This is a genomic window from Nonomuraea maheshkhaliensis, assembly GCF_039529435.1.
In the GTDB taxonomy this organism is placed as follows: Bacteria; Actinomycetota; Actinomycetes; order Streptosporangiales; family Streptosporangiaceae; genus Nonomuraea; species Nonomuraea maheshkhaliensis.
Genome location: NZ_BAAAMU010000108.1, coordinates 1 through 11,386 on the forward strand (window position 1 = coordinate 1; position 11,386 = coordinate 11,386).

11 protein-coding genes are annotated in these 11,386 nt (G+C 71.4%); 7 read left to right on the plus strand and 4 right to left on the minus strand.

What is annotated here, in order from left to right; all coding sequences use genetic code 11:
* Positions 1 to 118 precede the first annotated feature (118 nt).
* Positions 119 to 922, minus strand: a complete 804-nt coding sequence (locus ABFX54_RS43495) for a hypothetical protein (RefSeq protein WP_346112828.1) — start codon at positions 920 to 922, stop codon at positions 119 to 121.
* Between the two features lie 257 nt (positions 923 to 1,179).
* Here ABFX54_RS43495 and ABFX54_RS43500 point away from each other — a divergent pair, with 257 nt between their 5' ends.
* Complete coding sequence (locus ABFX54_RS43500) at positions 1,180 to 2,385, plus strand: sensor histidine kinase (protein WP_346112829.1); 1,206 nt, start codon at positions 1,180 to 1,182, stop codon at positions 2,383 to 2,385.
* 529 nt (positions 2,386 to 2,914) lie between these two features.
* On the plus strand, positions 2,915 to 3,625 hold the full coding sequence (locus tag ABFX54_RS43505) for a response regulator (RefSeq protein ID WP_346112831.1): 711 nt from the start codon (positions 2,915 to 2,917) through the stop codon (positions 3,623 to 3,625).
* 284 nt (positions 3,626 to 3,909) lie between these two features.
* On the opposite strand, the gene ABFX54_RS43510 is transcribed toward ABFX54_RS43505, so the two are convergent.
* The 3 genes from ABFX54_RS43510 to ABFX54_RS43525 all read right to left on the minus strand — a co-directional run bounded on the left by ABFX54_RS43510 (position 3,910) and on the right by ABFX54_RS43525 (position 6,066).
* A complete protein-coding gene (locus ABFX54_RS43510; protein ID WP_428834632.1) occupies positions 3,910 to 5,196 on the minus strand; it encodes an RNA polymerase sigma factor in 1,287 nt (428 codons plus the stop codon).
* A gap of 90 nt (positions 5,197 to 5,286) precedes the next feature.
* Positions 5,287 to 5,643 (minus strand): YciI family protein, encoded by a 357-nt coding sequence (locus tag ABFX54_RS43520; protein ID WP_346112832.1) that lies wholly within the window; start codon positions 5,641 to 5,643, stop codon positions 5,287 to 5,289.
* Positions 5,644 to 5,667: 24 nt separating this feature from the next.
* Complete coding sequence (locus ABFX54_RS43525) at positions 5,668 to 6,066, minus strand: DUF6069 family protein (protein ID WP_346112833.1); 399 nt, start codon at positions 6,064 to 6,066, stop codon at positions 5,668 to 5,670.
* A gap of 200 nt (positions 6,067 to 6,266) precedes the next feature.
* On the opposite strand from ABFX54_RS43525, the gene ABFX54_RS43530 reads away from it, so the two are divergent.
* From ABFX54_RS43530 to ABFX54_RS43550, 5 genes are all read left to right on the plus strand, one after another.
* Positions 6,267 to 6,548, plus strand: a complete 282-nt coding sequence (locus ABFX54_RS43530) for a metal-sensitive transcriptional regulator (protein ID WP_346112834.1) — start codon at positions 6,267 to 6,269, stop codon at positions 6,546 to 6,548.
* A 27-nt stretch (positions 6,549 to 6,575) separates the two neighbouring features.
* Positions 6,576 to 6,785, plus strand: coding sequence for a heavy-metal-associated domain-containing protein (locus ABFX54_RS43535; protein WP_346112835.1), 210 nt, complete (start codon positions 6,576 to 6,578; stop codon positions 6,783 to 6,785).
* Entirely contained in the window at positions 6,782 to 7,789 is a 1,008-nt protein-coding gene (locus ABFX54_RS43540; protein ID WP_346112836.1) for a hypothetical protein, read from the plus strand. Before ABFX54_RS43535 ends, ABFX54_RS43540 begins: the two co-directional genes overlap by 4 nt.
* Positions 7,790 to 7,810: 21 nt before the next feature.
* Positions 7,811 to 10,036: a heavy metal translocating P-type ATPase gene (locus ABFX54_RS43545; RefSeq protein WP_346112837.1), complete on the plus strand. Its 2,226-nt coding sequence runs from the start codon at positions 7,811 to 7,813 to the stop codon at positions 10,034 to 10,036.
* Positions 10,037 to 10,217: 181 nt separating this feature from the next.
* Entirely contained in the window at positions 10,218 to 11,372 is a 1,155-nt protein-coding gene (locus ABFX54_RS43550; RefSeq protein ID WP_346112838.1) for a serine hydrolase domain-containing protein, read from the plus strand.
* Positions 11,373 to 11,386: the final 14 nt, after the last annotated feature.

An 11,386-nucleotide genomic window follows, 5' to 3' on the forward strand; every position in this document is an offset into this window, starting at 1 on the left:
CCTCGACCGGCCTCGACCGGCCTCGACCGGCCTCGACCGGCCTCGACCGGCCTCGGCTCAGCCCGGCGCGGCCCGGACCAGGGGAGGTGACGTCCAGGTCGGCGCACATCCCCGCTCATCACCCTCTCGGGCCGAATGCCGTCATGAGGACGTGCACCGCGGCGAGGGCGACGATCCAGACCATGGCGCGCCTGGTCGGCGGAGGGCCTTCGCGCAGCAGCGAGACGCCCATCGGGATGAGGGCGAGGCACAGACCGCCGACGGCGACGAAGGACTGGGGTTCGGTGCCCTTGAGGGTGCCGAGGGCGAGTGCCGACATCAGCCCGAGCGCGATCGACCGGCCTAACCCCAGAGCGCCGGAGCGGTAGGCGCCGACGGCCAGCACCACCCAGCCGAAGAAGGCCGGCCCCGACATGGACCTGAACGGGTGCCAGACGGAGTCGCGCCAGGCCAGGTAGTAGCCGTCGATGCCCGTGAGCATGGTCGGCAGGCCGAGGGTGTCGGTCAGGTGGAAGGCCAGGTGGTCGGTGCCGTACTGGAAGGTCCGGGTGAACAGGCCGACGATCACCAGGCAGCCGCCCCATACGCCCCACAGCGGATGGGTGACGGCGATCCGGTGCGCCAGAGCCATGATCGCCGGCCAGAGCAGCACGAACCCGGCCGCGAAACAGACGTAGGCGGCGGTGATGAGGGCGGGATGGCGGGTGTAGGCGACGAGCTGGTAAGGGACGAAGAAGTAGAACGGGGAACGCAGCAGGGTCCCCACCATGATCAGCGTGGGGCCGCCGATGAGCGAGACGGCGCTCACCCACCGGCCGGGGAAGGGAGGCCGGCGGCCCAGGTCGGCCTCGGCGTTGGCGGCCCGCCGTGCCGCGTCGGCCTGCCGCCACCGGGTGATGCGCCCGCGTAGGTCGATGTCCATGCTCTGCCGCCCGTCCGTCCGAGTCCGAACGCCCCGGCCGGAACGCCGGGGCGCACCAGCAGCGTGCTGGACGACGCCCGGTCCGCGCGTCTGGCTCAGGTCGCATCTTGAACGGCCGGCACGAGCCCCCGTACAACCTCAGACAGACGCCGAAAGTACGACCCTGGTCAGATGCCAGATGATCCGCCGTGACGGTACGTTCTCGTCGTGACAACCTCCCCCGCCTGACAGCGGGGGCTTCATCGGAGAGGCTGTTGATGACCTGGGCCCGGCGGATCGGAACGAACGGAGTCGCCAACGCGGCGGCGGCGGTCGTCGTGGCGCTGACCATCGGCTACGCCATCGTCGATCCGCCCGGCCCTTCGTCGCCGTGGCCCGCCTGGTCGGCCTGGCCGGTGGCGGCGGTCGTGAGCCTCCCGATCGCCCTCCGGCGGCGCCGGCCCCGCGCCATGCTCGTCCTCGCGTGCGCCACGGCCACCGCGGCGACCCTGTCCGGCGCGGTCGCGGCGGGCATGATCTGGCTGACGTTCGTGCCGACCGTCCTGGCGCTCTACCTGGTGGCCGCCACCGCCTCCGCCACCTGGTCGGTGAGCGGCCTCGTGGCCTGCGCGCTCGCCGCGACGGGCGCGATCCTGCTCTTCTACGATCAGGTGCTCCCCGGCCTGCCGCCCCCGGCGACCCCCAGCGAGCTGCCACCATACTGGCCGGTGGAGATCGGCACGATCTGCGTGTTCCTGCTCGCCTGCTGGGGTGTGGGGAGGGCCGTCAAGTGGAAACGGGAGACGACCGCCCGCCTCGTCCGCCACCTCTCCGAGGCCGCGGTGGCCGACGAACGACGGCGCATCGCCCGGGAGCTGCACGACGTGATCGGCCACAGCATGAGCCTGATCGCCGTCAAGGCCACCGTGGCCAACCACGTCGCCGACGAACGCCCGCAGGAGGTGCGCGCCGCCCTGGCCGTCATCGAACGGACCAGCCGCGGCGCGCTCACCGAGATCCAGCGGGTCCTCGGTCTCCTGCGCTCCGACGGCGACCTCGCGGAGCCCCACGTGCCCGTCCCCGGCCTGGCCGACCTGCCCGAGCTGGCCGACCACGCCCGCTCGGCCGGGGTGGAGGTGGAGCTGACCGTCCAGGAGGAGGCCGCGCTCCCGCCCGCGGTCGCGGTGTCGGTCTACCGGATCGTGCAGCAGGCGCTGACCAACGTCATCACCCACGCCGGGCCCACCCGCTGCTCGGTCACCGTCGCCATCGGCGGACGGACCGCCGCCATCGAGGTCACCGACGACGGCCCTCGCCACGGGCGACCCCCGCGAGCCGGCCGAGGCGGAGGCCACGGCCTGATCGGCATGCGCGAACGCGTCAAGATGTACGGCGGCACGTTCGACGCCGATTTCCGCCCCGAAGGCGGCTTCCGCGTCACGGCCCGCTTACCCTACGACGACCAGCCCGACCCCCTGCCATGACCACCGCCGGTGGGAGAGGTGTTGCCGTCAGTGCTGGGCTCGCTGGTGCCGGCGCGCCGTATGGTGCTGGGGTCCCGGCGTGGGTGGTGCTGAGGTGGGTGGTGCCGGCGTTGTGGTGCCGGCACGGGTGGCGCTGGCACGGGTGGCGCTGGCGTTGACGTGGGTGGTCCTGGCGCGGGCGGTGCCGGTGGGAGTGGTGCTGACGTGGGCGGCGCTGATGACGGGTGCGCGGTTTAGGAGGCGGCGTTGACATGGTTGCGCAGACGTCGGCGGTGCCGATCTGGGGAGGTGGTGACTTGGGCGGCGTCGGCGTGATCGGTGCGCTCATGGGCGGGGCTGGCATTGGCAGTGCTCACGTCGAGGGCGCTCAGGTCGGGGGCGCTCAGGTCGAGAGTGCTCAGGTTGGGGGCGCTCAGGTCGAGAGTGCTCAGGTTGGGGGCGCTCAGGTTGGGGGCGCTGACGTTGGGAGGCTGACATCGCGAAGGGTGGCGTGGGTGGCGAGGGTGGTGTGGGCGTGAGCAGTGGTGGGGTGAGTGGGGATGCCGTCCCGGACGACGTGCCGTCGTCGGCGCGGATTCGGGTGGTGCTGGCCGAGGATCAGGTTCTGGTGCGGGACAGCCTCAAAGTGCTGATCAACGCCACGCCGGGGATGACCGCCGTGGGGGAGGCCGGTACGGGTGCCGAGGCCGTGCGGCTGGCTCGCCTTCAGCGGCCGGATGTCGTCCTCATGGATGTGCGGATGCCTGACATGGACGGTATTGAGGCGACCAGGCGGATCTGCGCCGACCCCGCCAACGCCGGGACCCGCGTGCTGATCCTCACCACGTTCGACCAGGACGACTACGTGTACGCCTCGCTCAGGGCCGGTGCCAGCGGATTTCTCATCAAGAGCGCCACGGCGACCGAGCTCCTGGCCGCCATCCGGGTCGTCGCCTCCGGTGAGGCGCTGCTCGCACCCACCGTGACCCGCCGGCTGATCGCCGACTTCCTGCGCGGCGCTCAACCCGCCCCCGTCGTCCGGGATCTCAGCGACATCACGCAGCGCGAGCGCGAGGTGCTCACCCTCATCGGCAGGGGGATGTCCAATACCGAGCTGGCCGAGCACCTGCACCTCACCGTCGGCACGGTCAAGACCCACATCAGCCGGTTGCTGGCCAAGCTGCACGCCCGCGATCGGGCCCAGCTCGTCGTCGCCGCCTACGAGGGCGGGCTCATCACCGTCACTGACGACCGCCGCTGAGCGCCGCGTTTTCAGCCGTAAGTGGCAGGCGCTGGTCGATCTGGCGGCTCCCGTTCGGCCGCTGCGCGCCGGGTTCCCTGCCAGGGCCGCGTGTTCCGCGTGCTGCGGTTGGCACGCGGGCGCTGGGTGATCGGCCTACCCGGTCGGCGCTCGAATCCGCTCAGGCGTTCCTGCTTCGAGGGGCCGTCGCCCTGCGTCACCCCGTCGACGAAGACCTGCGTATCGGTCGTCAGTTTCATGAGTCCGTCGGTCTGGTCGTACGCGATCGACCACATCGTCCGCGGTCACACGTCCGGGGCCAGGCGGGCCCGTCGAGCGCGCAGGAAGGTGCGTTCGGTGTCGTTGGTGGCCAGGGCGATGGCCTGGCCGTAGGCGGTGGCGGCTTCGCCGGTGCGGCCGAGGCGGGTCAGTAGGTCGGCGCGGGTGGCGGGCAGTAGGCGGTAGCCGGGCAGGCTCAGGTCCTCGATAGCGGTCAGGGCTGCCTCGGGGCCGTGTACTTCGGCGACGGCGACCGCGCGGTTCAGCGCGACGATCGGGGTGGGGACGTGCTGGAGCAGTTGGTCGTACAGGGCGAGCACCTGGGCCCAGTCGGTGGCCGGGCCGTCGGTGTGCACGGCGTTGATCGCGGCCTGCAGCTGGTACGGACCCGGCCGGTCACGGCGCAGGCAGCGGCGTACCAGCTCGTGCCCCTCGGCGATCAGCCGGTGGTTCCACAGTGACCGGTCCTGTTCGGTGAGCACCACCAGCTCGCCTGCCGGTCCCACCCGGGCGGGCAGGCGGGCCTCGGTGAGCAGGAGCAGCGCCAGCAGCCCGAGCGCCTCGGGCTCGTCGGGCATCAGCGCGGCCAGTTCCCTGGCCAGGCGGACCGCCTCCAGGCACAGATCCGTCCGCAGCAGCTCTCCTGACGTGGACGTGTACCCCTCGTTGAAGATCAGGTAGAGGACGGTCAGCACGGAGGTGAGCCGGTCGGGCAGTTCGGCGGCGTCGGGCACGCGGTACGGGATGCCGGCGTCGCGGATCTTCTTCTTCGCGCGGACGATTCGCTGGAAAACGGTCGATTCCGGTACCAGGTAGGCTCGGGCGATCTCGGCCACCTCCAGCCCGCCGAGCAGGCGCAGGGTGAGCGCGGTGCGGGCGGGCGGGGACAGTGCCGGGTGGCAGCAGGTGAAGATCATGCGGAGCTGGTCGTCGCGCACCGGTCCCACCTCCTCGGGTTCGTCGGGTTGGTGCAGCAGCAGCGCCTGGGGGTGGCGGGCCTGGCGGGTGTACGGCGGGTGGATTCGCGGCGCAGGCGGTCGATCGCCCGATTGCGGGCGGTGGTGACGATCCACGCGCCTGGATTGGGCGGCGGCCCCTGCGTGTGCTTCCGGACGGTTACGATGATCGCGTTCTGGCCGAGGTCCTTGGCCGGGTTCCTGCGTGTGCTTCTGGATGGCCACGGTGAACGCGTTCTGGCTGAGAAGCCCTCGGCCGGGCCCCTGCGCCTGCTTCTGGACGGCCACGGTGAACGCGTTCTGCACGAAGTCCTCGGTCAGGCCGATGTCCCCGGGCAGGCGCGTCAGGGTGGCCACGCACCTGCCGTACTCGGCCCGGTGTGGCCACGCACCTGCCGCACTCGGCCCGGTGGATCGCCGTTCAGATCCACCGGGTTCACCGCCCGCTCACGTCCACTGCGCGTCCTCGAACGGGCGCACCTCGATCGGTGACCCGCAGGCCAGCGCGCACCTTTCACCCCAGGCCAGCGCCTGGTCCAGGTCGTCGCACTGGATCACCCAGAACCCGCCGAGCTGTTCCTTGGTCTCGGCGAACGGCCCGTCGGTCATCGTGGTCGTGCCGTCGCCGGGACGTACGACGGTGGTGGCGTGCGAGCCCACCAGGCCGCCGACGAACACCCAGCAACCGGCCGCCTGCATGTCGGTGGTGACCTTGGTGGTCCTGGCCTGCTGCTCGCTCAGGTCGGCCTCGGACGGCCACGGCGTGCTCTCGTCGTACTGGACGGCGAGCAGGTACTTCTTCACGGGCGAACTCCTTCGACCAGGGGATCAGGCGGACAGGCGGCGGGCGATGGCCGGGATGACGATCGCGGCGGCGACGACGTGCGTCACCATGAGCAGCGCCTTCGTGGTCACCGACGCGCCGACGAGCACATCCGGTACCAGAGACAGCGCCGTGAGCACAAGCGTGGTGCGGACGAACGTCGTGCGCGGGTGCCTGGCCCGGCGAGCCAGGACGGCGGCCAGGACCAGGCCCACGAGGGAGAAGATGACGGTCAGCGTGGCGAACCCGGACACCGGGATCGGCGCGCCGTTGACGACCAGGCTGATCCCGGCGAGCTCACCCGCCGCGGCGACGGCGGCGGTCACCGCGCCGGCGACGGCCGTGGCGGTCAGGCCGCTGAGGATCAGGGACCTGGCGGGAACGGCGGTGGTGATGACGGACATGACGAACCTCCGGTGAGTGGTGACCGGTCCGTTGCCGGCCTCTCACCCCTGCTACGAACGGGCTCGACGCGATTCGACAGCTCTCTCCAAGAAAAGCCAAAAAAGCCGAAAAGAACGTACGCGCGCCGGCGACTCGTTGCCGGAAATACCATAGGGGGGTATGGTGTTGATGGAGCAGCTGACCGAGGGAAGGAGTGGACATGGCCGGATACAGCGGCAGCAAGCAGGACCACGCGACGCGCCTGCGCCGGATCGAAGGGCAGGTCCGCGGCCTGCAGCGGATGGTCGAAGAGGACAAATACTGCATCGACATCCTGACGCAGGTGTCGGCCGCGACCAGCGCGCTGAAGTCGTTCTCCCTGTCGCTGCTCGAAGAGCACCTGGCCCACTGTGTGGCCGAGGCCACGCGGAAGGGCGGGCCCGAGGCGGAGGCCAAGGTCAAGGAGGCCTCCGACGCCATCGCACGACTCGTACGTTCCTGACCCCCACGGATTGAAGGAGAGATCGATATGAGCACCGCCACCTACACCGTCAAGGGCATGACCTGCGGCCACTGCGTGAGCTCGGTCAAGGAAGAGGTCGGCGGAGTGGCCGGTGTCACCAACGTCGAGGTGGACCTGGCGACCGGCCTGCTGACCGTCGACAGTGACGGCCCCGTTGACGCGGCGCGGATCGCGGCCGCGGTCGACGAGGCCGGCTATGAAGTGGTGAACCAGTGAACGCCGCGACGAAGCTCGGCGCGTACGTGCTGGGGCTGGCCGTCGTCTTCGGCGGCGCCCTGGGTGCGGGCAAGCTGGTCGGCCCGATCGGGTCGGAAACGGCCGGAACGGCCGGGTCAGGAACGCCTCAGGCGGCGGATCACGCAGGCATGACGGCGCCCGCCGCCACCCCCACGCCCGCCACGAGCGCCGGGCATGACGCCGGGCACGACACTGGACAGGCGAAGCAAGATACCCCCGGGGGGCTCCAGGTGTCCGAGAAGGGCTACACGTTCGAACCATTGACGGCGACGTTCGAGCCGGGCGAGCCGGCGGACTTCCGGTTCGCGGTGACCGGGCCCGACGGCCGGCCGGTCACCGGCTACGAGGTCGAGCACGACAAGAAGCTGCACCTCATCGTCGCCTCCCGCGACCTGAGGAACTTCCAGCACGTGCACCCCGAGCTGGGCTCCGACGGCGTCTGGTCGGTCCGGCTGACGCTGCCGGAAGCCGGGCCGTACCGCGCCTTCGCCGACTTCGTGCCGGCCGGCGGCAGCGGCCTGACGCTGGGGGCCGACCTGACCGTGGCCGGTGACTACAAGCCGGGGAAGCTGCCCGAGCAGTCCCGTACGGCCAAGGTCGACGGATACGAGGTCACCCTCGACGGCGAGCTGACGCCCGGACGGTCCAGTAAGCTCACCCTCAAGGTGAGCAAGGACGGCGAGCCCGTCACCGACCTGCAGCCCTACCTCGGCGCCTACGGCCACCTGGTGGCCCTGCGCGCCAGGGACCTGGCCTACCTGCACGTCCACCCCGACGGCGAGCCCGGTGACGGCAGGACGGCGGCCGGCCCCGAGATCGTCTTCTACGCCGAGGTGCCCAGCACCGGCGACTACCGCCTCTTCCTCGACTTCCAGCACGGGGACGAGGTCCGTACCGCCGCCTTCACCGCGGCGGCGGGGGAGCGGCCGGCCACGGCCGAGCCGACGCCGACCGGGCACGATGACGACGGCCACGGCCACTGAGCGAGAGGAAGGAGAACGGTGATGTCACAGCTCACCGATGACCGGCACAACGCGGTCGAACTCTCGATCGGCGGCATGACCTGCGCCTCGTGCGCCAACCGCATCGAGCGCAAGCTGAACAAGATGGACGGCGTGACCGCGACGGTCAACTACGCCACCGAGAAGGCGAAGGTCACCTTCCCCGAGGGCGTCGATCCGCGGCTGCTCGTCGAGGAGGTGGAGAAGGCCGGCTACACGGCGGCCCTGCCCGCGCCCCCCAAGACCGAGACGGGGGAGGAGGAGCCGCAGGACGAGCTGCGGCCCCTGCGCCAGCGCCTCATCACCTCCGTGGTGCTGGCGGTGCCGGTGATCGCGATGGCGATGATCCCGCCGCTGCAGTTCACCAACTGGCAGTGGCTGTCGCTGGTGCTGGCCGCGCCCGTGGTGGTGTACGCGGGCTGGCCGTTCCACAAGGCGGCCTGGACCAACCTGCGCCACGGCGCCGCGACGATGGACACGCTGATCTCGATCGGCACGATCGCCGCGCTGGGCTGGTCGCTGTGGGCGCTGTTCTTCGGCACCGCAGGCGTGCCCGGCATGACGCACCCGTTCGCGTTGACCATCGAGCGCACCGACGGCTCCGGCAACATCTACCTGGAGGCGGCGGCGGGCGTCACCGCGTTCATCCTGGCCGGGCGCTACTTCGAGGCCCGCTCCAAGCGCCGGGCGGGCGCCGCGCTGCGGGCCCTGCTGGAGCTGGGCGCCAAGGAGGTGGAGCTGGCCGACGGCCGGCGCGTGCCGGTCGAGCAGCTCAAGACCGGCGACCGCTTCGTGGTCCGGCCCGGCGACAAGATCGCCACGGACGGCGTGGTCGAGGAGGGCTCCTCGGCCGTGGACACCTCGATGCTGACAGGCGAGTCCGTGCCGGTCGAGGTCGGGACGGGCGACGCCGTCACCGGCGCCACGGTGAACGCGGGCGGCCGGCTGGTCGTGCGCGCCACCCGGGTCGGCGCCGACACCCAGCTCGCCCAGATGGCCAAGCTGGTCGAGGAGGCCCAGACCGGCAAGGCGCAGGTGCAGCGGCTCGCCGACCGCATCTCCGGCATCTTCGTGCCCATCGTGATCGCGCTCGCGCTCGGCACGCTCGGCTTCTGGCTCGGTACGGGCGCCGGCGCGGGAGCGGCCTTCACCGCGGCGGTCGCGGTGCTGATCATCGCCTGCCCGTGCGCCCTCGGCCTGGCCACCCCGACCGCGCTGCTCGTCGGCACCGGGCGCGGCGCCCAGCTCGGCATTCTGATCAAGGGCCCCGAGGCGCTGGAGTCCACCCGCGGCATCGACACGGTCGTGCTGGACAAGACCGGCACGGTCACCGAGGGCAGGATGACGCTCACGGCCGTCCACGTGGCCGAGGGGGAGAGCGAGGAGGAGGTGCTGCGCCTGGCCGGCGCGCTGGAGCACGCCTCCGAGCACCCGATCGCCCAGGCCGTCGCCAAGGGCGCCGCCGCCCGCGTCGGCGCGCTGCCCGCGCCTGAGGACTTCGCCAACGTCGAGGGCCTCGGTGTGCAGGGCATCGTGGACGGGCACGCCGTGCTGGTCGGCCGCCCCCGGCTGCTGGCCGAGTGGTCGCAGCACCTGCCCGCCGACCTCGAACGGGAGCTGCACGAGGCCCAGGCCGCCGGCCGCACTGCGGTCGCGGTCGGCTGGGACGGCCGGGCCCGCGCCGTGCTCGTCGTGGCCGACGTGGTCAAGCCGACCAGCCAGGAGGCCATCGCCAGGCTCCGCGCCCTCGGCCTCACGCCGGTCCTGCTGACCGGCGACAACGAGGCCGTGGCCAAGGCCGTCGCCGCCGAGGTGGGCATCGACGAGGTGATCGCCGAGGTGCTGCCCGCCGACAAGGTGGACGTGGTCAAGAAGCTGCAGTCCGAGGGCAAGGTCGTGGCCATGGTGGGCGACGGCGTCAACGACGCCGCCGCGCTGGCCCAGGCGGACCTGGGCCTGGCCATGGGCACCGGCACCGACGCCGCCATCGAGGCATCGGACCTGACCCTGGTACGCGGTGACCTGCGGGTGGCGGCCGACGCCATCCGGCTGTCACGCCGGACGCTGTCCACGATCAAGGGCAACCTGTTCTGGGCCTTCGCCTACAACGTGGCCGCGCTGCCGCTGGCGGCGATGGGGCTGCTCAACCCGATGATCGCGGGCGCGGCGATGGCGTTCTCCAGCGTCTTCGTGGTCAGCAACAGCCTCCGGCTGCGCCGCTTCCGCTGACGCCTTCCGGCGGCTCCAAACCGAACGGCTCCACACCTGCGGGTGTGGAGCCGTTCGGCGTCTCTGAGCTTGATTGGTCGTTCGGCCGATCAAGGTCAGCCGAACGACCGATGCCGGCCTGCGCGCCTGCCACGAGAGTGGAACGCGCTCGATCACGTATGCCGACGAAAGCGGAAAAATCATGTTCGTCTCACCCTTAGGGGTGGTCTCCGCCCTGCTGGCCACCACCATCGCCGCCGCCCCCGGGGACAGCCGGTCGGACCTGCGGCGCGACGCCGAGCGGATCGTCGCCGGCGGAGCCACGGGGGTGCAGGTACGCGTCACCGGCGAGGGCGGGAGCATGGTCGTGACCGCCGGCGTCGCCGACGTCCGGACGAAGAGCCCGGTGCCGCCGGAAGGATATTTCCGGATCGGCTCCGCCAACAAGACCTTCGTCGCCACCGTGGTGCTGCAACTGGCCGGCGAGGGGGAGCTGTCACTCGACGACACCGCGGACACATGGCTTCCCGGGCTGATCAAGGGGCACGGCAACGACGGGCGGAAGATCACCGTTCGCCACCTCCTCCAGCACACGAGCGGGATCGTCGACGACTACCCGTTCCCGACGGCCATCGCCTCCTCCCGCGAGTACCGCCGCCACCGCTTCGACACCTACACCGCGCGCGAGGTCATCTCCAGGGCGATGCGCCACAAGCCGGCTTTCGCTCCCGGCAAGGGCTGGTCGTACGCCAACACCGGGTACGCCGTACTCGGCCTGATCATCGAGAAGGTGACCGGCCGCACCTGGCACGCCGAGGTGGACCGGCGCGTCATCAAGCCACTGGGCCTCAAGCACACCCGGTGGCCGGGAAACTCGGCCGAGCTGCCGCGCCCCCACGCGCGCGGATACAGCGTCTTCAAGACCGGCGAGGGGTTCGTCGACACCACCCGGCACCGCGACGCGGACGCCTCGGGCGGGCTCATCTCCACCACCGCGGACCTCGACCGGTTCTTCACCGCCCTGCTCGGCGGCCGGCTCCTGCGGCCCGCGCAGCTCGCCGAGATGCGCAAGACCGTTCCGGTCGCCAAGGAGCTGCGGCAGATCTGGCCCGGCGCCCGCTACGGACTCGGCCTGATGCGGCGTCCGCTGCCGTGCGGCGGCACCTACGCGGGGCACGGCGGGGACATTCTCGGCTTCTCCACCCGGACGGGAGTCACCGCCGACGGCGAGCGCAGCATCGTGGTCTCCGTCTCCACCGAGCGCTTCGATTCGGCCAAGCGCGTTCTCCAGCTTGAGGCCGCCGTCGACCGGCTGGTCAGCCGGGCCCTGTGCGACGCCCGATACGACGCCCGATAAACGACGCCCTATAA

Excerpts from the sequence above, each read along its gene's own strand:
- ABFX54_RS43495 (WP_346112828.1), bottom strand. The coding sequence starts at position 922 with ATGGACATCGACCTACGCGGGCGCATCACCCGGTGGCGGCAGGCCGAC.
- ABFX54_RS43500 (WP_346112829.1), top strand. The coding sequence starts at position 1,180 with ATGACCTGGGCCCGGCGGATCGGAACGAACGGAGTCGCCAACGCGGCG.
- ABFX54_RS43525 (WP_346112833.1), bottom strand. The coding sequence starts at position 6,066 with ATGTCCGTCATCACCACCGCCGTTCCCGCCAGGTCCCTGATCCTCAGC.
- ABFX54_RS43530 (WP_346112834.1), top strand. The coding sequence starts at position 6,267 with ATGGCCGGATACAGCGGCAGCAAGCAGGACCACGCGACGCGCCTGCGC.
- ABFX54_RS43535 (WP_346112835.1), top strand. The coding sequence starts at position 6,576 with ATGAGCACCGCCACCTACACCGTCAAGGGCATGACCTGCGGCCACTGC.
- ABFX54_RS43545 (WP_346112837.1), top strand. The coding sequence starts at position 7,811 with ATGTCACAGCTCACCGATGACCGGCACAACGCGGTCGAACTCTCGATC.
- ABFX54_RS43550 (WP_346112838.1), top strand. The coding sequence starts at position 10,218 with ATGTTCGTCTCACCCTTAGGGGTGGTCTCCGCCCTGCTGGCCACCACC.